The sequence below is a fragment of the Nonomuraea jabiensis genome, from assembly GCF_014204795.1.
GTDB classification, from domain to species: domain Bacteria; phylum Actinomycetota; class Actinomycetes; order Streptosporangiales; family Streptosporangiaceae; genus Nonomuraea; species Nonomuraea jabiensis.
On the sequence record NZ_JACHMB010000001.1, the window covers coordinates 8,964,001 to 8,990,987 of the forward strand.

Genomic DNA, 26,987 nt, shown 5'->3' on the forward strand with positions numbered 1-26,987 from the left:
CCCATGTCTGCCCTCCTGCCACGGGTCCTCGCCGGTGGTCTCGCCTTCTTACTTCTTCCTCTGGCCGCGCCGCCCTCGCCGGCCGCCGCCGAACCCGCCGTCGCCGAACCGCCCGCCACCCAGGCCGTGGACGACCCCAGCGACCCGGCCCGGGTCGTCGCCGAGCCGAGCGCGCCCGACGAGGCCTCCGCGCGCCTGTCCGCCCGCCTGACGGGCCGCCGGGTCGAGGTCGAGGACGCCCGTACCGAGACCACCACCACCTACGCCAATCCGGACGGCACGCTGACGGTCGACTCGTTCGCCGGTCCGGTGCGCTACCGCGGCGACGGCGGGTGGGCCCCGGTGGACATCGCGCTCACCACGACCCGGTCCGGTGAGGTCGTGCCGCGCGGTCACGGCCGCAAGCTGCGGTTCGGCGCCGGGCGCGCCCGGCAGGCCGCCGCGGACACCTCGGCGACCGATCTGATCACGATCGGGGAGGGCTCCGCCAAGGTCACCTTGCAGTGGAAGGGCGCGTTGCCGGTGCCGAGCCTGTCCGGTGAGACGGCCACGTACCCGGAGGTCAGGCCGGGAGCCGACCTGGTGGTCACCGCGACCCGGACCGGTGCCGAGCAGTTCCTGCTGCTCAAGTCGCGCCCGGCCGCGCCCGTGACGTACACGCTGAGGCTCAAGGCGCCGGGCCTGACGCCGCGCGAGGCGAAGGACGGCGGGGCGGAGCTGGTCGACGCGAAGGGCAAGGTCGCCGTCACCATCCCGGCGCCGGAGATGTGGGACGCCACCACGTACCCGATCTCCGGCGAGCACCTGCGGCGGGCCGCGGTGGGAATGAAGGTCTCCGGCCGCGACCTCGTCTTCACCCCTGACGCGGCCTTCCTGAACGATCCGGCCACGACGTATCCCGTCACCGTGGATCCCCCGCTCAACCTGGGCCAGGTCTTCGACACGTTCGTGCAGGAGGGCTACGGCACCGACCAGTCGGGCGCCACGGAGCTCAAGATCGGCAACAACGGCAGCGGGCAGGTCGCCAAGTCGTTCATCACGTGGAAGACCTCCGGCATCGCGGGCAAGAAGATCATTTCGGCCACGCTGAAGCTGTGGAACTTCCACTCGTGGTCCTGCGACGCCCGCTCGTGGGAGGTCTGGTCGGCCGATCGCGCCTCGACGTCGTCGCGCTACCCGGGCCCGCACATGGCCGCCAAGTACGCCTCCTCCAGCGACACGAAGGGCTACGGCAGCGGCTGCGCCGACGGCTGGGTCACCGCCAACGTCACCTCGCTGGTGCAGCACTATGCCGACCAGGGATGGAAAGAGTCCGGCATGGGCCTGCGGGCCGCCAGCGAGTCGGACAAGTACGCCTGGAAGCGGTTCAACTCCGGCAACGCCTCGTCGAAGCTGCCGGTCATCTCGGTGACGTACAACTCCTACCCGAGCACCCCGGTCTCGACCTGGGTCTCGCCGTACACCGACTACGACGGCACGCTCTGGACCAACACGCTCACCCCGCAGCTGCGCAACCACGTGCGCGACCCCGACGGGGGCAACGTGCGCGGCAAGTTCGACCTGTACGAGGGCTCGACGATGCTGATCGACGACCTCTACGGCGCGTACGTGGCCAGCAACGGCTTCTCCGGCGCGACCGTGCCGGCGGGCAAGCTGGCCAACGGCAAGTCGTACATGTTCCGGTCGTGGGCCCACGACGGCTCGCTGGTCTCGAAGCTCTGGCAGACGGCGTACTTCTCGGTCGACACCGTCAAGCCGCCCGCCCCGAAGGCCGCCTCCAGCGACTACCCGAACGACGGGACCTACCACGGCGACGCCGGCCAGGCCGGCACGTTCACCCTCACCCCGGCGAACACCGACACCGGCTGGATCGCCTACAAGCTCGACGGCGGCGCCGTGACCAAGGTGCTCACCACCGGCGCGGCCGTCACCGCCAAGCTCACCCCGGCCACGACGGGCGCCCACACGCTCGGCGTCTACACCGTCGACAAGGCCGGCAACGCCTCCCCGACGACCTCCTACACCTTCAACGTCGGGACCGGCGCGGCCGTGGCCTCGCTGACCGCGCCCGCGGACGGCCTGCGCAGCACGGGCAAGGTGCCCCTCGCCGTCACCGGCACGGCGTTCACGCAGGCGACGTTCCAGTACCGGCGCTCCGAGAGCGACGCCTGGGCGGACGTGCCCGTCGCGAACGTCACCGGCGCCGACGGCAAGCCGCTGACCGCGTGGCCGGTCGCCGCGCCCGGCAAGCTGTCCGGCCTGACGTGGGACGCGGGTACGCAGCTCGGCGACGCCGCGGTGCAGGTGCGCGCGGTCGTCACGGGCACGGCCACGGCGCAGTCCCAGCCGGTCGAGGTCGTGGTGGACCGCCGCGCCACCCGGGCCGCCACGAAGGAGGTCGGGCCGGGCGTGCTCAACCTGCAGACCGGCGACTACCGGCTCCAGGCCACGGCGGGCGGGCCGTTCGGCCTGACGCTCACGCGCACGGCCTCCTCCCGCGAGGCAGGCTGGTCGCTCCCGGTGCCCGTGCTCAGGGAGACCTCGGCCACGTCGGTCGAGGTGACGCGGGCCGACGGCAGGCCGGTGCAGTTCACCAGGACCGCGGACGGCTGGAAGCCGGAGCCCGGGGCCGAGAACCTGACCCTCACCGGCACGTACACGCTGACCGACGCCCGCGGCGAGGTCACCACGTTCGCCAGGCAGGGCGACCTGTACGCCCCCGAGGGCCATGTCTACGACCAGGGCCGGCTGAAGTCGATCACCAGGTCGGGGCACACGCTGGAGCTCGGTTACGACAGCGCGGGCCGCCTGTCCACCGTCTCCCTGCAGGGCGCGGTGACCACTCAGTACGGCTACGACAGCGCGGGACGGCTCGCCGAGGCGTGGGACCCGCGGATCAGCCCGGCGCTGAAGACCGTCTACGGGTACGACTCCGCCGGCCGCGTCTCCACCCTCACCCCGCCCGGCGAGCTGCCGTGGACCTTCGCGTACGAGAGCGACGGGCGGCTGCGCACGATCACCCGGGCCACGCTCAAGGCCGGCACCGCGGACCAGGTCGCCGGCGAGGCGAAGACCACCATTGCCTATGGGGTGCCGCTCACCACGGCGGCCGGCGGCCCGGCCGACGTGACGGCCAAGGAGGTGACGGCGTGGGGCCAGGCCGTGGCGCCGGTGACGGCGACGTCGGTGCAGCCGCCGGGGCTCGCCGCCACGGTGACGTACCTGGACGGGTCGGGCAGGGCGGTCAACGTCCTGACGCCCGGCGGGCATCTTTCCGCCACCGGCTACGACCGGTTCGGCCACGTGGTGCGGGAGCTGACCGCGGCGAACCGGGAGCTGTCGCAGCGCGACATCACCGACTTCCGGCTCGCCGAGCTGGCCATCACCGGCTACGAGCCCGAGGAGCGGGCCGAGCTGCTGTCCACCCGTTCCGTCTATGACGCCTCCGGGCGGCGCAAGCTGGTGGAGCTGGGCCCGGTCCACATCGTCAACCTGGAGTCGGACGTGGACGACCTGCCCGCCGGGTACGCCATCGGCGCCAGGAGCCGCACGGTCCACACCTACGACGAAGGCCGGCCGGCCGGTGCGGTGGCCCGCGACCTGCCGACCACCGTCAAGACCGGCGCGGTGATCGTCGGGCGCGAGTCCAAGCCGGACGTGGACGTGCGCACCATCGCCATCACCTACGACTGGGCCACGGGGCAGCAGGTCAAGACGGTCCGCGACCCCGGCGGCAAGGCGGTCACCACCATGGTGGCCAACCCCGTGCTCTACACCGCAACCGGCGGCGGGCCGTGCGGCGGGCGGTCCGACTGGGCGGGCCTGGTGTGCCAGGACGACGGGCGCACGTACACCTACGACGCCTTCGGCCTGGCCGCCACCGTGACCGAGGGCGGCACGGTCACCACCTTCAAGCGCGACACCGCCGGCCGCCTCGCCGCCACCAAGGCGGGCGGGGAGGCCGAGATCAACCTCGGGTACGACTCCGCGACCGGCCGTCCCACCCAGCGCTGGCGCGGCACGGAGAAGGTCGTCACGGCCTACGACAGGCTCGGCCGGGTGATCTCCCACGCCGACGCCGACGGCGGCCTGACCCGCACCGAGTACGACGACCTCAACCGGCCGGTCAAGGTCACGGACTCCTCCCCGTCCACCAGGACGTACGCCTACGACGCCAAGGCCGAGCCGCGCGGCCTGGCCACCTCGGTGACCGACTCCGTCGCGGGCACGTTCACCGCGCGCTACGACGCCGAGGGACGCCAGACCGAGGGCGACCTGCCGGGCGGTCTCCACCTGCAGACCGGCTACGACGAGCGCGGCCAGGGCTACGCCCGGATCTACACCCGCGACGGCCTGGAGGGCCCGGTGATGATCGACCAGGTCGGCCGGAACGTCCACGGCCAGGAGGTGCTGAGCATGCGGACCGACCTCATGGCCGAGCGGCAGCTCGGCTACGACAAGGCGGGCCGGCTCGCGTCGGCGCTGGACATGGCGTTCCCGGTGTGCACCCTGCGCCGGTACGACCACGACGGGGCGGGCAACCGGACCCGGCTGGCGGTGCAGTCGTCGGAGGAGGACTGCCCGGTGGCCGACGACTCGGTCGCGTCGATCACCGGTTACGGCTACGACTCCGACGGCAGGCTGACCGGCGACGGCTACGCCTACGACGCGGCGGGCCGGACCACGTCGCTGCCCGGCGGGCGTACCCTCGACTACTTCGCCGACGGGCTGCCGGCCAAGATGACCTCCGGCGAGCAGAGCCTGACCTGGACCCGTGACCCGGCGGGCCGGATCCGCTCGGAGACGGACGAGGCGGGCGCGGTCACCGTCCACCATTACGGCTCGGACGGCGACAAGCCCTCCTGGACCGCCGCGAACGGCACGATCGTCCGCAACGTCGCCGGGATCGGCGGGGAGCTGGCCGCGCTCACCGGCGCGTCCGGATCGGTGCGCCTGCAGCTGCTCACCCTCGGGGGGAGCGTCGGGACCGAGCTGGCGCTCGGCACCGGCCTGGCCACGGTGGTCGGGTACGACGAGTTCGGCGTGCCCTCCCAGCCGGTCCGCTACGGCTGGCTCGGCGGGGCGTACCATCCCACGGTGCTGAACGGCGGGGTCCTGGTGTCGGGCCGCGTGTACGACCCGGCGCTCGGCCGCTACCTCCAGCGTCCGTACTGAACGCACATGACGAAGCCCGGGTGCCCCGTGCACCCGGGCTTCGTCACGTTCAGGCCGCGCAGACCCCGGCGGGCTTGACCGACAGCACGGTGTGGGCACAGGTAACCGGTCGTTCAGGCGACGCGGTGGTCGTCGAGGGCATCGGGGTCCCAGTCGATCCCGATGCCGGGGACGTCGGGCGGTGCCACCTGGCCGTCCTCGATCAGCAGAGAGCTGCGGGTGATCGCCTGCAACTGCGGGATGTGCTCGACGTACATGCCGTTGGGCACGGCGGCGGCCAGGCTGACGTGCAGTTCCATGAGGAAGTGCGGGCTCACCGCGACGTTGAACGCCTCGGCGGCGTGGGCGACCTTCAGCCATGGGGTGATCCCGCCGATGCGGGCCACGTCGACCTGCACGATGCCGACCGCCCCGGCGGCCAGGTAGTCGCCGAACCGCTGGACGGAGTAGAGGGATTCGCCGACCGCCACCGGCACCGAGGTGGCGGCGGCCAGTCTTCGGTGTCCGTGCAGGTCGTCGGCCGGTAGCGGCTCCTCGCACCAGGATCAGGTCGGCCTCGTCGCGAGCACGGTTCAGCGGACAGGGCACACCGGGAGGGCCGTCAAGCGTGCCCGGCACGGTGGTCCGAACTCGCGGGGAACGGCCCCGCGGTCAGCGGCCGTACGCCTCCAGCAGCCGCAGCCACACCTCACTGACCGTGGGGAACGCCGGAACCGCATGCCACAGCCGGTCCAGCGGAACCTCCCCGACGACCGCGATCGTCGCGGCGTGCAGCAGTTCTGCGACGTCCGGGCCGGCGAGCGTGAAGCCGACGACCACTTTCCGGTCCTCGTCCACGACCATGCGGGCGTGCCCCCGGTATCCGTCGGCGTGCAGGGCGGATCCGGCGACGGCGCCCAGGTCGTAGTCGACGACGCGGATCCGTACCCCGGCGGCCTCGGCCGCGGCCGCGGTCAGCCCCACCGACGCGATCTCCGGTTCGGTGAAGACCACCTGGGGCACCGCGCGCTCGTCGGCCGTGGCGACGTGCCGGCCCCAGCGGCCGTCCTCGACCGCTTCGCCCTTCGCACGCGCCACGATGACGTCGCCGACCGCGCGGCCCTGGTACTTGCCCTGGTGGGTCAGCAGCGCTCGCCGGTTGACGTCACCGGCGGCGTACAGCCTTCCGTCACCGATCGGCGCCCCGTCCTGCCCGAGCACCCGCAGCGTGTCGTCCACCGTGAGCCAGGCGCCCGGCATCAGGCCGACGGCGCCGAGACCGATGTCCTGGGTGTTCGGTGTCCGGCCGACCGCCACCAGAACCTCGTCGGCCTCGACCTGGTCGCCGCCGGCCATCGTGAGGTGCACCGTTCCGGCCTCGTCGCGGTGCACCGATGAGGCTTCGGCGCCGAGGCGTACCGACACCCCGGCCTCCCGCAACGACTCGGTGACCCGCTCACCGGCGAACGGCTCGGCACGCGGCAGCACACCGTCACGGGCCAGCATCGTCACCGAGGACCCCAGGGCGGCGAAGGCGGTCGCCATCTCCGACGCCACCACGCCGCCACCGATGATCGCGAGCCGGCCGGGGACCTCGCTCGCGGCAGCCGCCTCCCGGCTGGTCCACGGCGCGGCCTCGCGCAAACCGGGAACGTCCGGCAGCAGCGCGCCGCTCCCGGTCGCGATGACCACCGCATGCCGGGCCGTCAACGTGACCGGTAAGCCGTCCTCGCCGGTCACCTCGACCACGCCCGCGGCCACGATCCGGCCCTGACCACGGTGCAGAGCGATCCCGGCCGAATCGAGCCAGCCGACCTGACCGTCATCCTTCCAGTGCGAGGCGAAGGAATCCCGGCGGCCCAGCACCGCGGCCGCGTCAAGACCGCCGGTCACCGCCTCGCGCGCGCCCGGCACCTGACGCGCCGCCCGCAACGCCGCCGCGCTGCGCAGCAACCCCTTGGTCGGCATGCAGGCCCAGTAGGAGCATTCCCCGCCGACGAGCTCGCGCTCGACGACGGCGGCGCTGAGCCCGCCCTGCACCACCCGGTCGGCGACGTTCTCACCGACCGGACCGGCGCCGAGGACGACGACGTCGTACGCGTTGCCGCCCACGTCAGTTTCCCTTCGCGGCGCGGCCGAGACGCAAGGCCGAGATGAGGAAGAAGATGCCGCCGGGGATGGCGTAGCCGGCCGCGTTGGTCAGCGTCGGGCCGGCCGCGGAGGCGCCGAGGATGAACGACGCGCCGGCGAGCACGGAGATGCCGCCACTGATGATCATCGGCCACTGGCCGCCCATCTTGCGGCGGGTGACGCCCACGATCAGCTGGACCAGCCCGGCCACGACCGCCCACGCGCCCCACACGCGCAGCACCGCCGGGATACCGGACGCGCAGGCGATGGCCACGCCGACGGCGGTGATCAGGCTGACCGCGACGTTCACGTACAGCAGGGCAGGTGATCCGGTGGCGCGCGACGCGCGGGCGTCGATGACGGCGGCGGCCACGTCGAACAGCGGGTAGAGCACGAGCAGGGTGACCGCGAACGGACCCAGGTTCGCGGCGGTCGTGAACATCGCGAGGGCCCAGACGATGGCGAACGCGAACCGGACGAAGTACAGCCGCCGCAGCGCGGACGCGGTCCCGGAGATGCCGGGCGAAGCAGCGATGGTGCTCATGATGATCCTTTTCAGTGGATGTAGCGAGTGGTAGACCGAACGTTCTGTCTCGGGCACAGCATGGCAATCTGCGACGGAGACTGTCAAGACCGAACGTTCTACCTACTAGGATGGTGGCATGTCCAGCCAATCCGAAGGCCGGCCGTCCGAAGCGCGGTCCCGGCTGCTCAACACGGCTACCCGGCTCTTCTACGGTGAGGGCATCCATGCCGTCGGCATCGATCGCATCGTCGCCGAAGCGCAGGTGACGCGGGCCACCCTCTACCGGCACTTCCCCGGCAAGGAGGACCTTGTCCTCGCCTACCTGAACGAGGTCGACCGAGCCATGCGGGGCCAGGCGGAGGAGGCCGTCGCCGCCGGACTACCGGCCACCGACACCATCCGGGCCCTCAGCGCGTCCATCGCCCAGAGCATCCAGTCCCCAGGCTTCCGGGGATGCGCCTTCCTCAACGCCGCCGCCGAATATCCCGACCCCGAGTCCCCGGTGCACAAGGCCGTGCTCGCCCACCGCCAATGGTTCCTGGAAACCGTCACGGAACTGCTGGCCAAGATTCAGGAGACCGGCGCCGAGCCCGCCGCCCGCCACTTCGTGATGATGCGCGACGGCGCCATGGCCGCCGGCTGCCTGTTCGACCCGGCGCTGATCTGCGAGACCTTCCTGCGCGGAGTCGAGAGGCTCCTGCAGGTTTACGCCGCCACCGACTACAGCGGACCGGCGGGCGCCTGAAGCCGCACGCCTCCGCTCAGGATCGCCGCCCAGAGTCCAGTCCCCGACCAGCTCGCAGAATTTCCTGGTGTCGATCCACGCGACAGGCGGACATCCGGCGAGCCGGTCGGGCGATCCGTGCCCGGCGTCAGGCGACGCCGGGCACGGGGTCAGCGCGGCTTGGTGGTTACCGTGGAAGGGTCCGGTGCTGTGACCGACACCTTGCTGCCCCACTTCGTGTAACTGGTGTTCACGGTGCTGGTGTGGCTCTCTCCGTCCGCCGCCATCGTGTACGTCGACGTCACCCTGTTGACCAGACCCGCCGAGGACAGCGTGAGGGTGTAGGAGATCTTCAGGCCATCGTGTTCTTTACCGATCCTCGCGGCGGAGACCCAGCCCGAAACGGCCTTGAGCTCTTTCAGGGTGATCGAGCCGGAGACGGAGTTTCCCCTGGTCTTTCCGTTCTTGAGCAGTTTGGCCAGGGTCTTGGGCTCGGCCGGGTTGATGAACTGCGACCACGAGTCGGGCATGCCGTAGTTCTTGCTCTTGTACCAGGTCTTGCCCTCGGGCAGGAGGCCGCTGATCCGGTCGCCCGAGTAGTAGCCGGTCTTGCCGATGCCGATCACGCGCTCATGCTCGTCACCGTACTTCGTCGTGATGTCAAAGGCGGCGATCTCCTTCTTGCCGAACTGGAAGACGCCGTTGATGTCGCGGGCGCCCCGCTCGTCGGTGCCGTCCGTCCACGTGACGTCGCCGGTGAACCGTACCCCATGCCCGGCGGCGATCGTCGCCTTCAGCACGCCGACCGGGTCCTTGGGGGCCGCCTGCGCCGGCACGGCGGCCATCGTCAGCGCGGCGAACACCACCGTTGATAAGATCTCTTTCTTCACACAGGCGATCATGCCGGAGACGGACGACAACCTGGAGCCCAAGGCCGTCTGCTCCCACGAATCGTTATCCGGCTGAGGCGGTCGCCGCGGCATGCGTAAACCCAGCAGGCGCCGGGGGCGTCTCGTGATCATGATTGGCAGAAGTCGGCATCATGAGTCACCCGCCGAGGCGGCAGTCGAGAGCGGCGCCTGGTTCTCATGAGCTCGCGGACCGCAGTCAACCGCGGGTAGTGCGGGACCGATTACGCGTGCTCGGCGGCGTCGTGGCCGTCGCGCTGCTCGCCGGGCTGCTCGGCGGTGAGGAAGGCCCGCGTACGCCCTACCGGCCGCCTTACGACGTGAGCTGCCCCGCGTGGACCAAACTGCACCGCGGGTTCGGCGACACCCGGACAGAGGACCGGGAGCGTGCCTTCCTGTGCCTGGTACGGGAGGCGGGCGGGCCGATGTTCCCTGAGGGCAAGTCCGACCAGGCCCTTCTCGCGTCCGGCAGGGCATTGTGCGCCCAGCCGGGGTGGCGGAGAGCCGACGAATGGCTGCGCAGCGGGGACCGCACGATCAACCTGCACGGTCTGGACAGCGCGCTGGTGTTCCTGTGCCCCGACGTCATCGGAGGCCCGGACCTGATGCCCTCGGACGAACAGATGGTCAAGGAGGCGGCCGACTACGTCGCCGCGAGCAACGCCGCCTGCCGCGACCCGTGGCCCAGGCGGCGGGCCCGCAAGCAGGGGAGTGCCGCCTACTTCACGTCCGAAGGCGGCGGCTATCACCTCTCCGACGACGCCGATGCGGACAACGAGGACAGAATCGAGCGGGACCACGACAGATTGCTCACGGGTCAGGAGACCGGCGTGGGCATCGAAACGATCAGAAACATGAACGTCTGCGTGACCGTCAAGGCGTTCGACCAGGCTCCGCCGCTGCGGCTCAAGGGCTGGCAGGAAGTGGCCGAGGTTGGGGTCACCAGCCGCAGCGGCCGCCTGACGGTGCCGGTCATGCAGCCGGGCGGCGAGGAGGGGGCCGGGCGGCCCCTGCCCAACCTGGCGATCAAGGGGCCGGGGCACTACCGGGTGCGGGTCTACGCACGGGCCGACGAGGACGCCACCACCATGCTGCCCGCCGAGTGGCACCTGATCGTGGTCTATCCCGGACAGTCCAAGAAGGAGGCCGTCCATCGGTCTCGTGGTTGACAGGGTCGATGCCGCGGCCGGGCCGGCCAAGGCCCTCCGCCTGGTCACGGGCGCCTGCCCGCGTCATGATGGCCCGCACGCCGAAGAGATCGCCGATCCGAAGCACGTCGACCTGGCGACTCTCGGCCCTTGACCGCCGACGGCTTACGACCTGGGCGGTGAAGCCCGCCCCGGGCGGCGGGCGCGGGTTCGGCCGACGTCATGGCCCGCCGAACGACAGCGGGCTGGCGCGCGGTATCAGGCCAGAAGGGCGATTGTCACACATTGACAGATCAACATCTGAAATTTCATGCCCTATCCATGCCACATACAGAGATTTCAGCTGTTTGTCGGTTTACGCTCCCACGCATGCCAGTCAAGTCCCGGGCCACAGCGATCCTCGTTGCCGCCGGCGTCGTCGCCGGTTCGATCGCAGCCCTCTCCTCACCCTCTTCGGCCGCGGCCCCCGGAACCGTGGTCATCAGCCAGGTCTACGGCGGAGGCGGCAACACCGGCGCCCCCTTAACCAACGACTACGTCGAGCTGTTCAACCGCAGCGGCGCCCCCGTGTCCCTGGACGGCTGGTCCGTGCAGTACACCAGCGCCGCCGGCACCGGGAACTTCGCCGCCAACAAGGCCTCCCTCTCCGGCAGCATCGCCCCCGGCCAGTACCACCTCGTACAGCTCGCCGCCGGCACCACCCCCAGCGGCGCGCTGCCCCAGCCCGACAGCGTCGGCTCCGTCAACATGAGCGGCACCGCGGGCAAGGTGGCGCTGGTCCGATCGAGCGACGGGCTGGCCTGCAACGGCTCCTCCACCCCCTGCGCCGACGCCCAGCTCGCGCTGATCGCCGACCTGGTCGGCTACGGCAGCGCGAACTTCTCCGAAGGCACCCCCGCCCCCGCGCTCACCAACACCACCGGCGCGTTCCGCAAGGGCGGCGGCTGCACCGACACCGACGACAACGGCGCCGACTTCGAGACCGCGGCCCCCGCGCCGCGCAACACCGCCACCGCCGCGGCCCCCTGCGGCGGCGGAGACCCGTCCCCGACGCCCACCCCAACCATCACGCCGACCCCCACCCCGACCCCCACCCCGACCGTCACGCCCACCGAGAGCTGCGACACCGCGCCCACCCACCGGATCTCCGAGGTGCAGGGAAGCGGCGAGACCAGCCCGGTCGCCGGTCAGAACATCCGGGTCGAGGGCGTCGTCACCGGCTCCTTCCAGGGCTCCGGCCAGTTCGGCGGCTTCTACCTCCAGGGGCTCGAGCCGGACGCCGACCCGGCGACCTCCGAGGGGCTGTTCGTGTTCTCCTCCTCGCCGGTCAAGACCGGTGACCGCGTGCTCGTCTCCGGCAAGGCGATCGAGTTCAACGGCCTCACCGAGATCTCGCCGGCCACCGCGGTGAACGTGTGCGGCACCGGCGTGGTCAAGCCGGCCAAGGTGAAGCTGCCCCTCAAGAAGGGCGTCACCTTCGAACGCTACGAGGGCATGCTCGTCACGTTCCACGGCGACCTCGCCGCCTCCGAGATCTACAACCTCGGCCGGTTCGGTGAGATCACCCTCGCGGGCGGCGGCCGGCTGTGGCAGCCGACGGACCGCAAGGGCGTGGACACCGAGAAGGACGCGCGGCGCGCCATCCTCCTCGACGACGGTTCGAGCGTGCAGAACCCGCCCACCCTGCCGTACCACACCACGGGATCCAACACCGTCCGCATCGGCGACGAGGTGAAGAACCTGACCGGCGTCCTGACGTACGGCTTCGACGCCTACCGCGTCCAGCCGACCAAGCCGGTGGCCTTCAAGGCCGACAACCCCCGCCCCGCCCAGCCCGCCAAGGTCGGCGGCGACGTCCGGGTGGCCAGCCTCAACACGCTCAACTGGTTCACCACGCTCAAGTCCCGCGGCGCCACCACCGCCGCGGAGCGGGAGCGCCAGCTCGCCAAGCTGGTCGCCAACATCACGACGCTCGACCCGGCCGTGGCCGGGCTGATGGAGGTCGAGCGCAACAACGACGTGGCGCTCAACACCCTGGTCGACGCGCTCAACGCCAAGGCCGGCGCCGGCACGTACAAGGCGATCACCCACCCCAACCCGGGCACCGACCTCATCCAGACCGCGCTGATCTATCAGCCGGCCAAGGTCACCCCGACGGGCCCGGCGCGGTCGTCGTCCGACCCGATCTTCAACCGGCCGCCGCTGGTGCAGACCTTCGCCAAGGCCGGCGGGGGCGGGAAGTCCTTCACGGTGCTGGTGAACCACTTCAAGTCCAAGGGCTGCACCGACGCCGACGGACCGGCCTCCGGTGCCGACGCCGACCAGGGCGACGGGCAATCCTGCTACAACGCCAAGCGCGTCCAGCAGGCCAAGGCCGTGCTGGCCCTGATCGGCAGCCTCAAGCTGCAGAACGTGCTCGTCCTCGGCGACCTCAACGCCTACGGCGAGGAGGACCCCATCCACACGTTCGAGGGGGCCGGGCTGACCAGCCTGAGCAAGGCGTACGTCAAGAAGGACGACCGCTACAGCTACGTCTTCGACGGCCTGTCCGGTGAGCTCGACCACGTGCTGGCCGACAAGGGCGCGCGCAAGCTGGTGACCGGCGCCACCATCTGGCACATCAACTCCGACGAGGGCCGGTTCATGGACTACAACACCGAGTTCAACCCGCCCTACCTGTACGCGCCCGACCCGTTCCGCTCCTCCGACCACGACCCGCTGCTGGTGGGCCTGAAGCTCTGAGACCGTACGCGGGCCGCGGCGGCCACACTGCCGCGGCCCGCCGCAGATTCACGGGGCCGGTTCACCGGCGCGCCGGGTGATCGCCAGAATCGCCATGTCGTCATCGCGCGGACCGCCGGCCCACCGCTCGACGTCTCGCACCAGCACCTCGATCACCTCCTCCGGCCGCCGGAACGGGCCTCGGCCGCCGAGCCGGCTTGCCGGGTCGTAGAACGTCCCGCCACGGCTTCGGGCCTCCGTCACCCCATCCGTGACGAGCAGGAGCGTGCTCCCGGCAGGGAAGGGCCAGCGGTCGGGTCGTGCCCGCGGCACGCCCAGGCGGCTCATGCCCAGGGGAAGACTCGGTTCCTCGGGATCCAGGCAGGACACCGTGTCACCCTGAAGGAGGTACGGCGAGGGGTGGCCGCAGTTCAGCAGGCGCACCGAGGCCGCGTCCGAGGTGATCTCGCCGAGCACCGCGGTGACGAACCCCTCCATCCGTACGCTTTCCTCGCGCGAGGCGGCTTCTCTGATCAGCGCGTGCTCCATGCGCTCGGCCAGCACCACGAGGTCGGCTGCCTGGTCCGCCGCCTCTCGGAAGGTGCCCAGCAGCACGGCCACCGTGCCGACCGCGTCCAGGCCCTTGCCTCGCACGTCCGCGATCAGCAATCTGGTGCCGTACGGCGTCTCCTGGACGGCGTAGGCGTCCCCGCCGATCAAGGCCTCGATCTGCGCGGCCTTGTAGACCGCGGCGATGGCCAGCGGACCTACCCGCGCCGGCGGTGCGGGCAGGACGGCGCGCTGGACGGCCTCGGCGACGGAACGCACCACTTGCAGCCGGCGGCTGTGGCTCGCGACCACGCGGTTCACCCCGAGGCCCACGAGCGCGGTGAACACCGCGCTGATCAACGAGAGTGTGCCGACGGCATGACCGAAGTAGCCATCCTTGATCAACAACACCAGCTGGACCAGAACGATGGCCGCCGCGACCGCGATCGTGTGCCGTCGCGACAGCAGCCCCCCTGCCACCACGACCGCGGCGCCCAGCAGGTAGTCGCCCCAGTAGTAGCGCGGGGACAGCATGTTGAAGACGGCGCCGATGACGACCATGGCGGCCGGTATGAAGGAGATGTACCGGGGCCATCTCATGGAGAGTGGGTTCATCCGCGCCCCGATCCCGCAGCCGATCGACCTGTGCTCGACGAGCATGGGGAGGCCGCGTGACGTCCTCTGGAGGTCTCCGCACGCCGTTCCCTCAGGTGATCCTTTTCTAGTGAATGTCGAATCGCCTGTCGAGGCGACACTCCCAGGGCGTCCTGGGAATGGGCGCACTCAGTCCCGCGGCGCGGGAGACGGAAAGAGCAACCGGCGCAAATCCGCCTCCGTGAGCGGACGTGCCCGCTGGATGGCCTCCCGTAGCGTCTTCCTGGGGACCGCGTCTGTGGCGCCGATCCTGAGATATAACGTGCCGCGCTGCATCACGTACTCCTGGAGGCCGCACGGGCAGCCCTCTTCCGCCTTCGGCCGGCGCCCGCTGCGATACCACAGCCCGGGCCGCTCGACCGTGCACTCGAGGTTGTCGGCGCCCCGGAAATTGACCACGAGCATTTGCTCACTGCAGTATTTGGTGGAGAATTCGCCGTGTTCGGCGCTCAGGGTGATGGTGCGGGCCCACTGGGCTTCCCCGGGTCGCCGGTCTTCGGGGGTGAACCAGGCGGTCCTGCCGTCGTGCTCCAGCCGATAGCCGGGCATCGACGTGCTGAACGCGAGCCCCAGCCAGAGGCTGGTCTTCTCGTGCAACGCCTGTTCGTGCGCTTGCTCCCGTAACTTGTCCGCCCGCACATCAGACAGGTACGAGCCGCCCGCGACGAGTGACGCCGCGATCGCCAGCCCGCTCAGTGTGAACCACCGGCCGGCGAGGATCGCGGCGCACAACGCGTAACCCGCACCGCCCGCGGCCAGTGCCGGCCACTGATCGAAGTTCAGGCCCAGTCCGAGTCTGCCGTTCATCACCACGCCGTACACCGACGTGGCCAGCCCGCCGGCGAGCACCAGCCATGCCCAGGCCAGCCGCCCCTTGGCGGTCGAGGTGAGTCCGGACGCCTGTTTCGACACCGCGGCGATGGCGTACAGCAGCGCCACCGACCCCAGCACGGTCAGCACTGCGACGGCGAGGCCGAGCAGTGGGCCTCCCATGAAAGCTGCGGCGAGGCCACTGTAGAAGATCAGGGGTGCGATGATCACCCCTGCCGCCCAGGCCAGCGCCATCTGTAACGCGACGTACCTGCCCATCGCCACCGCCGTTCGGTTGGGGTCTCGTCACCTGGGTGGTGTGACGTCCCTCGGCGTACGAACGATCGAGGCGGTGATCAAGATGTGATGTCCCTGCCGAAGAACTGTTTCACGATGGGCCCGGCGGAAGGTGTCGCCACCGCCGGCGGCCGCTGGTGTATGGCTAGCGGACCATCTTGAGCCCGGTGTGCCAGACGTAGCCGTGTCCTCCGCCGTTCAGGTTCCAGACTTCGGTCCATTTCCAGGTGGGCTTGTTGTCCCAGCAGTAGCCGTGGAACTTGGTGCCCTTCTTGGCCACCCGGTAGCCGGAGCTGAGGCTCTTGCGCTTGTGCACCTTGACCGCCCACTTCGCCTGGACGATGCAGGGCCAGAGCGCGGTCGAGGCCTTGGTGGCGCCTTGGGTGGCGCTGGTGGCGTGCGCTGGGGGGACCAGCACGCCGGAGGCGAGCGCGGCCGCCATGGCCAGGGTGGCGATCTTTCCTACGGTTCTCATGTCCGGAAATGTAGGTCTGCAGGTGTTGAGGATATGTTGAGAATCCGTCGAGCTTCCTGGACTGGGCCGCACGCACCAATTGTCAGGAGCCGGGGCACAGGTCGAACGGTTCGATGCCGGGCAGGTATCGCTCCCACTCGGCGGCGGTGAGCGCGCGTCCCACGCGCTCACACACCTCGCCCGCCACGCGTTCGCCGCCGAGTTCGTGCGTGCGCACCGTGCCGTCCGGGGCGGCGTTGTAGAGCTTGCCGCCGTCAGCGGAGAACACCAGCGAGCCGGGATCGCCGTACTCGGGCGAGAGCAGCCCGTCGAACACGACGCCCAGCATCTGCCGGGTGGGCACGTCCCACAGGCGCACGCGCAGGCCTCGCTCATACGCGGCGAGCGTGCGCCCGTCCGGTGACCACGCCAGCAGCTCCACCTCGCCGCCCGGCCCACGGGGGAGTTCGGCGAGCTTGGCGCTGAGGTCGCCGTTCCAGACGGAGATGCCGTCCAGGCCGGAGAACGCCACTTGCCGGCTGTCCGGGCTGAAGGCGAAGGTGCCGTCCAGACGGTCGACCCCGGAGCCGAGTGGCCGGGTGACCGCGTTCACGGGGTCGATGAGCTCCGGCGGCGTCCCCGCGAACAGCAGCCGTCCGTCAGGGCGGAATGCCATGGCCGAATCGCCGTGCGAGCCGGTGACGAGGGTGGAGGACCCGCGTTCGAGGTCGCGCAGTTCCACGGGTGGGTCTCTGGGTGGGGTTCTGCCCTGATCCCAGGACGAGATCGCGAGGGTGCGGCCGTCGGGGCTGAAGGCCAGGCCCGTCACCTCGGCCGCGCCTTCTGCCGCGAGCGTGAACTCGGCCGACACCCGTCCCGAGACCGTCTCGATGACGTGGACGGTGTTGTCATCGCCGTACGCCAGGCGCCTGCCGTCGGGGCTGAACGCCATCGCGGGAGACGTGCCGCGCCACGTCAACGGGCCGGCCAGGCGACGGCCCGTCGCGGCCTCCCGCATGATGAGGGTGTCGCCGCTCATGGCCGCCACCACCCGGGCGGACGGGTCGAGCAGCGCCGTGTCCGGGCCGTCGCTCCCGCCTGCGGGTGCGTCGAACAGCATGGAGACGTCCAGCGTGTACACCGTGCCGCTGTCGTTCATGAAGCGGACGGCCCGTCCTGGAAGATCGAAGCGGAGCTCTCTGACCTCGCTGGGCAGCTTGCGCTGGAAGACGGTGTCGTGATCGGCGCGCCGCAGGATCTCCAGCTCCCTGTCCCACCCCCAGAGCGCGACGAACCGGTCTCCGAAGGCGAAATCCACCGACTCGCCGGGGCCCCCTTCCCGAGTCGATCGCCGAGTTCCTGACGGGAGGTCGTACACCCGCGTCCTGGTCATGTGCCCGGCCCCGATGTCCTCGACCGTGGCGAGCGACCGGCCATCAGGGCTGAACACGGCCTTGATCGTGACCCCCTGCCCGGGCAGGTCGGACGTGGGCAGGCGCCTGCCCGACCGCAGGTCCCAGAGCTGCGCGTCCGAACGCCCGTCGGAGACGTATCCGTAGCGGCCGTCGGGGCTGACGGCGAACAGGCCGGATCCCGAGGGGGCCGTGAGCCTCCGGCGCGTGGACACGTCCCACATTTGCACGGAATCAGTCGGGCTGTCCTTCGGCACCTGGAGCAGCCGGCCGGTGGTGTCGAAGGCCAGCGGCTGAGTGATCAGGGGTTCGCCGGCGTCCTGGGCGAACCGCTCGCCGAGCTGCGTTCCCGTGCCGGTGTCCCACAGGCGTACCCCATGCTCGTCCTGCAGGGCCAGCATCGCCCCGTCGGGGCTCAGCGCGGCCTTGGACGCCCCGTCACCCAGCCCGGACAGCCGGCGTATCTCTCTCCGGCCCGGGACATCCCAGATCCTGGCGGTGCCACCGGAGACGGAGACCAGCGTGCGGCCATCCAGGCTCAGCGCGTAAAGATTGTGCTGCTCGAAGTACGGGTCGGTGAACGCGTCGGTGGTGGGCTGGGAGAGCGAGTCGTAGAGCGCGCCGCGGGTCTCGGGCAACGCGGGGCCGAGCCGCCAGGCCGCCACCGTCAGCAGGCGCGCCAGCGGCGGCTCGGCCTGCCGCAGGTCGGCGGCGCGCAGGGCCAGCTCCCTTGCCAGGGCGTCATCTCGCTGCCGGTTGGACTCCCGGCGCAGAGATTCGGCCAGCCCGAACCCGCCGAGCGCGGCCACCAGCAGCACCGCCAGTGCCGCCGCCAGCAGCCCGCGCCTGCGGGACTGCCGCCTGGCCTGCCGGGAGGCGGCCTCAAGGAACTCGCGCTCCCGCCTGGCCAGCGTGAGGTCCTTGCGCTCGGTGGCGGCCCACTGGAGCGTGCGATCGAGGTTGGAGCCGTGCAGCAGGTCCGCCGGCTTCCTGCCGTGGTGGTCCCACTGAGCGGCGGCGTCGGCCAGGCGGCGGTGCACGGCCAGGCCGTCGCGGTTGGCGGCCAGCCATTCCCGCAATCTGGGCCAGGCCTGGACGAGGCCCGGACTGGCCAGCTCGTACGAGTCGCCCTCGCGAGCGACGAGGCCCGCGGCGGCGAAGACGGCCAGCAGCGCGTCGATCGCCTCGGTCTCCGGCAACTCGTCACGGGCGACCGGCCGCAGCGAGTCACCGTCGATCATTCTCAGGAACACCTCGGGAACGCTCGCCCGCTCGGCCTCGGTCAGCTCCGCGTACAGCTCCTCCGCGACGGCTCCCAGATCCGGCCCCGCCGGCTCCTCTTTCAGCGTCGCGGCCAGCGTGCCCCCACGTGACAGGAGATCGCCCTGCTCGCCGCCCAGCAGCCGCAGCAGCACGGTTCCGGCGGCGGGCCGGTTGGCGGGGTCGCGGTCGAGGGCCGCCGCGACGAGCCGATCGAGAGGTTCGGGGAGTCCGCCTGTGTCCGGCCGGAAGTCGAGCACGCGGGTGACCACCGACATCGGGTCGTCCGCCTCGATCGCGTCCTTCCCTGTCGCCGCGAAAAGCACCACCATGCCCCACGCCCACAGGTCGGCCGCCTCGGTGGCGCCCCGCCCGGCGAGCACCTCGGGCGACATGTAGCCGGGCGTCCCGATGACGGCTCCGGAGGTGGTCGGGCCGGCCTCGCGCGCCACCCCGAAGTCGATCACCCGCGGCCCGTCCGGACCGAGGATGATGTTGTCCGGTTTGAGGTCGCGGTGCACGATGCCGACCTGGTGGATGGCCATGAGCGCGGTCGCCACGCCGACAGCCAGGCGGTGCAGCCGGTCCCCTTCGTACGGCCCCGACTCCGTGACCACCTGCCGCAGATTGGGCCCGGGGACGAACTCGCTGACGATGTACGGGGCGGGCTCCGCGGTCTGGGCGTCGATCACCTTGGCGGTGCAGAACGACGCCACCCGCCGGGCCGCCGCGGCCTCCTTGGCCAGCCTGACTCGGGCCTCGGTGCTGTCGAACCTGGGCACCTTGATCGCGACGTGCTCGCCCGCGGGTCCGTACGCTTCGTACACCACGCCCTGGCCGCCGGCTCCCAGCCGCCCGGCCAGCCAGTAGCCGCCGATACGGTGCGGGTCCGCTGGGGTGAGAGGAGTCATCAAGTACGCCATTCTGATCCAGACCTCCTCCCGGAAGGAAGGCCGCGTGGCATTTCGCGACGGCGCGGCCGTCGACGTGGACATGGCAGACCAGCACGACGGGAGACCGCCCGGAGGGCACCGAAGCGGCAGTGGCCGCGGCCTTCGGAACGGACCGGCACGGCGCGGGCCCAATACCGGCGACCGAATCGGTGCCTTCCCGGCGGCAGCACCGGCCTCGCGGTGGGTCGCTGGCCGGGTCAGATGGTGATGGCGATTTTGCCGGCGGGCCGGCCGGTTTTGAGGTAGTCGATGGCGTCGGGGGTCTGGGCGAGGGGGTAGGTGCGGTCGAGGACCGGGGTGAGGGCGCCGGAGTCGATGAGGCCGGTCAGGGTGTACAGGTCGGCGGCGGGCTCGGTGGACATGAGGCCGGTCAGGCGCTGGCCGACGAAGGGCGACAGCAGCATCGCCCGGATCTGGCGGTCGGCGCCCTGGAGCACGCGTCCCTCTCCGGGCCCGCCGACGATGACGAGCGTGCCGCGGGGGGTGAGGGCGCGGCGTAGCCGGGTCAGGTGGCGGTTGCCGGCCGTGTCGAGGATGAGGTCGTACCGGTCGGTGCTGGTGGTGAAGTCCTCGCGGGTGTGGTCGATGACGTGGTCGGCGCCGAGGGAGCGGACCAGGTCGGTCTTCGCGGTGCGGCACACGCCGGTGACGTGGGCGCTGTATGCCTTGGCGAGCTGGACGGCGAAGCTGCCCACGCCGCCGCCGGCGCCGGTGATGAGGACCCTCTGCCCGGCTGTGAGCTGCCCGGCGTCGCGCAGTCCCTGGAGGGCGGCGCAGGCGGAGACGGGCACGGTGGCGGCCTGGGCAAAGGTGAGGGTGGCCGGTTTGGGAGCGAGCTGGTCCTGGTGGGCGCGGGCGTACTCGGCGTAGGCACCGTCGCAGGTGCCGTAGACCTCGTCGCCGGGACGGAACCGGGTGACGTTGGCGCCGACGGCTGCGACGCGGCCGGCGACGTCCATGCCTGGGACGGGGTTCTTGGGCCGGCGCAGCCCGAACCCGGCGGCGCGCACCAGGTAGGGCAGGCCGGTGATGACGTGCCACACGCCCTGGTCGACGCCGGCGGCCTCGACGCGGACGAGCACGTCGTCGGCGCCGATGGTCGGGACGGCCATGTCGCGCAGCTGGAGCTGCGCCGGTGCGCAGTAGGTGTCGCGGGCGATCGCGGTCATCGTCTTCGTCATGGTCACGGTGGTTGGGGTGATCTTCGGGGTGGTCATGAGGAGTGGTCCTTTCGGTGAGGTGGGTCGGGCCCGGCTCAGGCGGCAGTGGGACGAGCCGGTTTCGTGGGGCGTTTCTGGGTGCGACGGAGGATCATCGAGACCTCCGCGCAGCCAACCATGAGCAGCACACCGATCGCGCGCGGGATCATGCCCGACCGGTAGACGAGGTAGCCCATCGGCAGCAGCCACAGGCCGAAGAAGACCTGCGTCATGAGGTATCCGTGGTGGTGCAGGTCGAGCATGAGGAGCACGAGCGCGTCGGACCCCGCCGCGCCGAACGCGTTGGTGTAGGCGGCGTCGCTCGCGTGCAGCGCCTGGAACTGGTGGGCCAGGTTGAGGGACATCATGGCGGCGGCGACCGCGATGAAGGCCACCATCGCCCGGGCGGCGTCGGCGTGCACGTGTTTGAGCAGCACGTACCGGGCCATGGCCGTCAACAACCCGGTCACGGTGGTGACGAGGTCCGCCAGGACGCCGGCCCGGACAAGGCCGGCGTGGGCCGCGACGTTCCGCGCCGTCGTGGCGGCGTCGCCGGCCTGGTACACCGTGACCCGCACGATCTCCGCGAAGCCGCCGCCGATACCGACCATGAGGTAGAGCAATCCCGCGATACGGGCGAGGCGCTGAGGGGTGCGCACGGCTTCCTCCTCGATCTCGGGTGTGACGGCCCGGGCCCGCGAGGCGATCTTCTCGCGCGCCGGGTGCGGCGGTAGGTGGCTAGTGCTGGGAGTCCGGGTACTGGAAGACGTCGTCGAGCGGCACCCCGAACACCCGGGCGATCTGGAATGCCATCTCCAGCGACGGTGAGTAGCGACCCTGCTCGATGGCGATGACGGTCTGCCTGGTGACCCCGACGCGGTCGGCCAGCTCCGCCTGCGTCATCTCCCCGTGCGCGAACCGCAGGGCTCGGATCGAGTTCGTGACCTTCGTGGGCTTGACCATGGTCAGAAGCCGCGGCGGTACAAGACGATCTTCACGATCGACGAGGTGAGGGTGGCCAGCACAAACGCCAGGTACAGCGCGTTGGCGATCCAGAAGTGGGCGACCTCCGCCATGGTCAGGGCGAGCGGGATGATCGACGCGATGCTCATGACGTAGAACCCGACGTACTCGCCCAGCCGGTGGATCTGCCGGTCGCGCTCGTCGGTCCGGCCGGCCTCCTTCGGCGAGGCGATGGCGGCCGCGATGCTGGCGACGATGCCCAAGCCGATGCCGGCACCGATGGCGGTGAGCATCGGCCGTACATAGGCGATCCGCGCGACGTCCGCTCCCGGCACCTTCGACAGGACGGTGACGAAGTAGACCGCGGAGACGCCGACGGCGACCACGACGTAGATCCACGAGCGTTTCTCTTCGGAGGACATGTCCAGCTCCCATGTAAAGAACCTTTGACATTGCCAAAAGTAAAGCAGCGCAGACACGATGTCAATAATTTTTTACTCCAGCCGAGGCGAACGTTCCGGCTCTCGACCGGCCACGAGGACTTGGCGCCGTCGAGTTCCGGGGGATAGGTGGTTGAGGACGCGCGGCCAGACCACCTTCAGGGGGCCTAAGCGTCCTATGGCAAACGGCTGCCCTCAGGTTCCCCAACCCCGGAAACCCCGGACGAGACTCGGCCCGTGGCCAAGATCACCATCTACCGGCTGCTGTACGAGACCGCCGCCCGCGCCGCCGAGATCCTCGCGCTGAACGTCGAGGACCTCGACCTGGAGCATCGTGGTCCGACACGCTATTGCCCGGGAGGGAACATCGGTGTTAACGTCCTCGCACTCGTTAGTTACACGTGTTAGTGCGCTCCCGCTCGCCCTGACCGTCCGAGAGATGGCTCATCTCCCGTCGCCATGAATCTTGCTTGAAACGATCTAGTGGAGAGTGTGATGTCCGATCCCGGACCTCCAGCCGCCGTCGCGTCCGTCGCGCAGCCGTCACGGGTGAGCGGTGGCTTCATCGCCGTCTACGTCCTGGCCTATCTGGGGCTGTACGTGGCGGTCATGACCCCGTTGCTGGCCTCTCTCGCGATCCGCCTCCAGCAGATCGACCCGAGCGGCAAGGAGGCGGCGCTAGGCCTGGTGATCGGCGTCGGTACGCTGGTCAACATCCTGATGGGCCCGGTCATCGGCCTGCTCAGCGACAACACCACCGCCCGGCTCGGACGGCGGAGGCCCTGGATGCTGGCGGGCATGCCGATCCTGGTCGCCGGCGCCGTGCTCACCGCCGTCCTGGCTTCGGTGCCCGGCGTGCTGCTCGGCTACGTCGTCGTACAGGTCGGATTGAGCTGCATGATGACGCCGCTGATGGCGGTCATGCCCGACCAGGTGCCCGAGGGGCAGCGTGGCAAGGTCGGCGGCCTGCTCGGCTTCACGGCCCAGATCGCCGGTGTCGGCGGTTTCCAGCTTGCCGGGGCCCTCGGCGGCTCGCCGCTGCCGCTCTTTCTCGTGCCGGCGCTGATCGCGTGCGCCGCGGTGCTGGTCCTGGTCGTGGTGATGCGCGACCGTCCGCTGCCGGAGGCGGAACGCCGGCCGCTCGATCTGCGCGGGCTGGTACGCGACCTCACGTTCGATCCGCGTCGCCATCGCGACTTCGCCTGGACCTGGCTGGGACGCTTTCTCGTCCAGTTCAGCCTGATGTTCCTGTCCACCTATCAGCTGTACTTCCTCACCGACCATCTCGGCTACAAGCTGACCGAGGTCACCGGGCTGCTGGCGCTCACCGGCGGTGTCGGGCTCGTGATGACGTCGGTGGGTGCGGTCGTCAGCGGCTACCTGTCGGACCGGCTGAGGCGGCGCAAGCTGTTCATCTATCTGGCCGCCGCCTGCTTCGCGGCCGGGTTCGTGATCGTGGCGTTCGCCGGGTCGTTCGTCTCGGTGCTGGTCGGCTCGCAGTTCATCTTGTTCGGGGCGGGCGTGTTCGGCGCGGTGGACCTGGCGGTGGTCAACGACGTGCTGCCCAATAGGGAGAGCGAGGCGGGCAAGTACATGAGCCTGGCCGGGATCGCCAGCGCGCTTCCCCAGTCCGCCGCCCCGGTCGTGGCTCCGCTCGTTCTGGCGATCGGTGGCGGTGGCAATTACCTGTTGCTGTTCCTGGTGGCGGCGGGTGTCGCGCTTGCCGGTGGTTGGACGGTCCGGCAGATCAGAGGTGTACGGTAATGTCACTAACACGTGTAAGCAAGGAAGGCGCCCTGACGTGATCATCATCCGGTTCGAGCACCTTCGTGAGCCTCTCGGCATCGGCGTGGCGAGGCCCCGCCTGTCCTGGATCATCGAGACGGACAGCCCCGGCTGGCGCCAGACGGCCTACGAGGTCGAGGCGCGCGGCGAGCGGGTACGGGTGGAATCCGCCGAGTCGGTGCTGGTGCCCTGGCCGTTCGCGCCACTGGCCTCGCGGGAGCGCGTGGCGGTCCGGGCACGGGTTCAGGGGCCCGACGGCTGGTCGCCGTGGAGCCAGGAGTCGTTTGTCGAGGCGGGGCTGCTGGAGCCGGAGGACTGGTCGGCCCGCTTCGCCGGCCCGGGGGAGGGCTCGCTGCTGCGCGGCGAGTTCCGGGCGCGGTCAGGGGTGCGTGCGGCCCGCCTGTACACGACCGCACTCGGTCTGTACGAGGCCGAGCTGAACGGCCAGGTCGTCGGCGACCACGTGCTCGCCCCCGGCTGGACCGCCTACCGGCACCGCCTGCGCTACCAGACCTACGACGTCACCGATCTGCTGCGCGAGGGCGCCAACTGCCTGGGCGCGACGCTCGCCGACGGCTGGTACCGGGGACGGCTGGGCTTCGAGGGCAAGCACGCGCTCTACGGCGACCAGCTCGCCTGGCTCGCCCAGCTGGAGATCTCCTATGCCGACGGCACGACGGAGCGGTTCGTCACCGACCCGTCGTGGCGGGCCGCGCCCGGGCCGTTGGTCTCCTCCGGCCTGTACGACGGCGAGGTCCACGACGCCCGGCTGGAGCGTTCCGGCTGGTCGCTGCCGGGCTTCGACGACTCCGGCTGGGCTGCGGTGGAGATCGTGGACCGTGACCTGTCCACGCTGGTGGCCCCGGACGGCCCGCCGGTGCGCCGTACCGAGATCCTCGCCCCCGTGGAGCGGCGTACCAGCCCGAGCGGCGCCACGATCTACGACTTCGGTCAGAACCTGGTCGGCCGCCTTCGGATCACCGCACGGGGACGGGCGGGCGAGCAGGTGACGCTGCGCCACGCCGAGGTCCTGCAGGACGGCGAGTTGTGCGTGAGCCCGCTGCGCACCGCCAAGGCCACCGACGTCTACACGTTGCGCGGCGGGGACGAGGAGACGTGGGAACCTCGCTTCACCTTCCACGGCTTCCGCTATGCCGAAATATCCGGCCCCGTTCAGGAGGTGGCCGCCGTGGTGTGCCACTCCGACCTGGAGCGCACCGGCTGGTTCGACTGCTCCGACCCGCTGATCAACCGGTTGCACGAGAACGTCGTGTGGAGCATGCGCGGCAACTTCCTCGACGTCCCCACCGACTGCCCGCAGCGCGACGAGCGCCTGGGCTGGACCGGCGACGCGCAGGTGTTCGCGCCGACCGCGAGCTTCCTGTTCGACAGCGCCGGGTTCCTGTCCTCCTGGCTGGCCGACCTGGCCGCGGACCAGGGCAAGGACGGCCTGGTGCCGCACGTCGTACCCGATGTCGCCTCCGCCTCCAGCGCGGCCGCCGCCTGGGGCGACGCCGCGGTGATCGTTCCGTGGGTGCTGTACCGGCGCTACGGCGACAGCGGCATCCTGCGGCGGCAGTTCGCGAGCATGCGGGCCTGGGTCGAGCACGTGTCCGCCCTGGCCGGGCCGGGCCGCCTGTGGGACAGCGGCTTCCAGTTCGGCGACTGGCTGGACCCCACCGCCCCGGCCAACCGGCCGGAGCAGGCCAAGACGTACCCCGAGATCGTGGCCACCGCCTACTTCGCCCGCTCGGCCGACCTGCTCGCCCGAACCGCCGACGCCCTCGGGGAGGACGCCACCCGCTACCGGGCGCTGGCCGGGGAGGTGCGTCAGGCGTTCGCCGACGAGTACACCACCGCCTCCGGGAGGCTGCTCAGCGACTCGCCCACCGCCTATGCCCTGGCCCTGGAGTTCGCGCTGCTGCCTGACGAACGGCAGCGCCGCCGCGCCGCCTCCCGCCTGGTGGAGCTGGCCCGCGCCAACGGTTACAGGATCGCCACCGGGTTCGTCGGCACCCCGCTCATCTGCGACGCCCTGGCCGAGGCCGGCGAGATCGAGGCCGCCTACCGGCTCCTGCTGCAGCGCGAATGCCCCTCCTGGCTGTACTCGGTCACCCAAGGGGCGACCACGATCTGGGAACGCTGGGACAGCCTGCTGCCCGACGGCACCGTCAACCCCAGCGGCATGACCTCCTTCAACCACTACGCCCTCGGCGCCGTCGCCGACTGGCTGCACCGCACCGTCGCCGGACTCGCCCCGGCCGCCCCCGGCTACCGCGAGCTCGCCATCCACCCCCGCCCCGGTGGCGGCCTCACCCACGCGAGCGCCCGGCTGCGCACCCCGTACGGCCCGGCCGCGTCCTCCTGGAGCATCGCCGCCGACGAGATCACCGTGGAGGCCGTGGTCCCGCCGAACACCACCGCCCACGTCACGCTCCCCGGCGGCGAGCAGGTGAGGGTCGGTTCCGGCACCCACCGCTGGACGCTGCCGCATGCCGGCACCGGGCCGGCGTCCGCGCCGCTCACCCTGGACAGCAGCCTGGCGGAGGTGGCCGACCGGCCCGGCGCGATGCGGATCGTCATCGACGCCATCGTCCGCCACCTGCCCGAGCTCGCCGAGCACGTGGAAATCGGCCTGGGCGCCGCCGCGCAGAACATGACCGTCCGCGAGGCCATCGCCCTCATCCCCAACGCCGGCCACCTGCCCGACGAGATCGAGGCCGGCTTCGCCCACCTCGACGAAGGCTCGTGATCACGAACCACGCCTGGCAGGTGGCCGCCGGTTTCCTGCCCGAGGCGACCGAGGCCGCCGGCCGTACCGCCGCCTTCCTCCAGAGGGTCGCCGAAGGCAGAGCCGTGGACGGCGCGGCCCTGTCCGGCGGGCCGCTCTCCCCATGATC

The 26,987-nt window shown here is 70.9% G+C and carries 19 protein-coding genes and 1 pseudogene; 8 read left to right on the top strand and 12 right to left on the bottom strand.

What is annotated here, in order from left to right; all coding sequences use genetic code 11:
* The first annotated feature begins 3 nt into the window (after positions 1–3).
* Positions 4–5,175, top strand: coding sequence for a DNRLRE domain-containing protein (locus HD596_RS40795; RefSeq protein ID WP_185074781.1), 5,172 nt, complete (start codon positions 4–6; stop codon positions 5,173–5,175).
* A gap of 113 nt (positions 5,176–5,288) precedes the next feature.
* On the opposite strand, the pseudogene HD596_RS40800 reads toward HD596_RS40795, so the two are convergent.
* The 3 genes and pseudogenes from HD596_RS40800 to HD596_RS40810 all read right to left on the bottom strand — a co-directional run.
* Positions 5,289–5,705: pseudogene (locus HD596_RS40800) on the bottom strand (enolase C-terminal domain-like protein); the annotation flags it as partial.
* Between the two features lie 121 nt (positions 5,706–5,826).
* Entirely contained in the window at positions 5,827–7,266 is a 1,440-nt protein-coding gene (locus HD596_RS65165; RefSeq protein WP_185074782.1) for a dihydrolipoyl dehydrogenase family protein, read from the bottom strand.
* A 1-nt stretch (position 7,267) separates the two neighbouring features.
* Entirely contained in the window at positions 7,268–7,828 is a 561-nt protein-coding gene (locus HD596_RS40810) for a hypothetical protein (protein ID WP_185074783.1), read from the bottom strand.
* Between the two features lie 118 nt (positions 7,829–7,946).
* On the opposite strand from HD596_RS40810, the gene HD596_RS40815 reads away from it, so the two are divergent.
* On the top strand, positions 7,947–8,555 hold the full coding sequence (locus HD596_RS40815) for a TetR/AcrR family transcriptional regulator (protein ID WP_185074784.1): 609 nt from the start codon (positions 7,947–7,949) through the stop codon (positions 8,553–8,555).
* A gap of 149 nt (positions 8,556–8,704) precedes the next feature.
* Here HD596_RS40815 and HD596_RS40820 read toward each other — a convergent pair whose 3' ends face one another.
* A complete protein-coding gene (locus HD596_RS40820; protein WP_185074785.1) occupies positions 8,705–9,424 on the bottom strand; it encodes a hypothetical protein in 720 nt (239 codons plus the stop codon).
* A gap of 230 nt (positions 9,425–9,654) precedes the next feature.
* On the opposite strand from HD596_RS40820, the gene HD596_RS40825 reads away from it, so the two are divergent.
* Positions 9,655–10,611, top strand: a complete 957-nt coding sequence (locus HD596_RS40825) for a hypothetical protein (protein ID WP_185074786.1) — start codon at positions 9,655–9,657, stop codon at positions 10,609–10,611.
* A gap of 348 nt (positions 10,612–10,959) precedes the next feature.
* Positions 10,960–13,332 (top strand): ExeM/NucH family extracellular endonuclease, encoded by a 2,373-nt coding sequence (locus HD596_RS40830; protein ID WP_185074787.1) that lies wholly within the window; start codon positions 10,960–10,962, stop codon positions 13,330–13,332.
* 48 nt (positions 13,333–13,380) lie between these two features.
* On the opposite strand, the gene HD596_RS40835 is transcribed toward HD596_RS40830, so the two are convergent.
* The 8 genes from HD596_RS40835 to HD596_RS40870 all read right to left on the bottom strand — a co-directional run bounded on the left by HD596_RS40835 (position 13,381) and on the right by HD596_RS40870 (position 22,284).
* Complete coding sequence (locus tag HD596_RS40835) at positions 13,381–14,460, bottom strand: PP2C family protein-serine/threonine phosphatase (protein ID WP_221519744.1); 1,080 nt, start codon at positions 14,458–14,460, stop codon at positions 13,381–13,383.
* A 183-nt stretch (positions 14,461–14,643) separates the two neighbouring features.
* Positions 14,644–15,603, bottom strand: a complete 960-nt coding sequence (locus HD596_RS40840) for a hypothetical protein (RefSeq protein ID WP_185074789.1) — start codon at positions 15,601–15,603, stop codon at positions 14,644–14,646.
* 163 nt (positions 15,604–15,766) lie between these two features.
* A complete protein-coding gene (locus tag HD596_RS40845; RefSeq protein ID WP_185074790.1) occupies positions 15,767–16,096 on the bottom strand; it encodes a hypothetical protein in 330 nt (109 codons plus the stop codon).
* Positions 16,097–16,178: 82 nt separating this feature from the next.
* Positions 16,179–19,658: a protein kinase domain-containing protein gene (locus HD596_RS40850; RefSeq protein WP_246557853.1), complete on the bottom strand. Its 3,480-nt coding sequence runs from the start codon at positions 19,656–19,658 to the stop codon at positions 16,179–16,181.
* Positions 19,659–19,897: 239 nt separating this feature from the next.
* The gene (locus tag HD596_RS40855; RefSeq protein WP_246555201.1) at positions 19,898–20,917 is read right to left on the bottom strand and encodes an NAD(P)-dependent alcohol dehydrogenase; all 1,020 of its coding nucleotides are present in this window, start codon (positions 20,915–20,917) and stop codon (positions 19,898–19,900) included.
* A 38-nt stretch (positions 20,918–20,955) separates the two neighbouring features.
* The gene (locus HD596_RS40860; RefSeq protein WP_185074792.1) at positions 20,956–21,558 is read right to left on the bottom strand and encodes a DUF4386 domain-containing protein; all 603 of its coding nucleotides are present in this window, start codon (positions 21,556–21,558) and stop codon (positions 20,956–20,958) included.
* A 79-nt stretch (positions 21,559–21,637) separates the two neighbouring features.
* Positions 21,638–21,862 carry a helix-turn-helix transcriptional regulator gene (locus HD596_RS40865; RefSeq protein ID WP_185074793.1) on the bottom strand — a complete coding sequence of 75 codons (225 nt, stop codon included), beginning with the start codon at positions 21,860–21,862 and terminating at the stop codon, positions 21,638–21,640.
* A 2-nt stretch (positions 21,863–21,864) separates the two neighbouring features.
* A complete protein-coding gene (locus HD596_RS40870; protein WP_185074794.1) occupies positions 21,865–22,284 on the bottom strand; it encodes a hypothetical protein in 420 nt (139 codons plus the stop codon).
* 255 nt (positions 22,285–22,539) lie between these two features.
* Here HD596_RS40870 and HD596_RS62605 point away from each other — a divergent pair, with 255 nt between their 5' ends.
* From HD596_RS62605 to HD596_RS40890, 4 genes are all read left to right on the top strand, one after another.
* Entirely contained in the window at positions 22,540–22,710 is a 171-nt protein-coding gene (locus HD596_RS62605; protein ID WP_246555202.1) for a hypothetical protein, read from the top strand.
* An 87-nt stretch (positions 22,711–22,797) separates the two neighbouring features.
* Complete coding sequence (locus HD596_RS40880; protein ID WP_185074795.1) at positions 22,798–24,066, top strand: MFS transporter; 1,269 nt, start codon at positions 22,798–22,800, stop codon at positions 24,064–24,066.
* A 37-nt stretch (positions 24,067–24,103) separates the two neighbouring features.
* Positions 24,104–26,839: a family 78 glycoside hydrolase catalytic domain gene (locus tag HD596_RS40885; protein WP_185074796.1), complete on the top strand. Its 2,736-nt coding sequence runs from the start codon at positions 24,104–24,106 to the stop codon at positions 26,837–26,839.
* Positions 26,836–26,985 (top strand): hypothetical protein, encoded by a 150-nt coding sequence (locus HD596_RS40890; RefSeq protein WP_185074797.1) that lies wholly within the window; start codon positions 26,836–26,838, stop codon positions 26,983–26,985. Before HD596_RS40885 ends, HD596_RS40890 begins: the two co-directional genes overlap by 4 nt.
* The last annotated feature ends 2 nt before the right edge of the window (positions 26,986–26,987 follow it).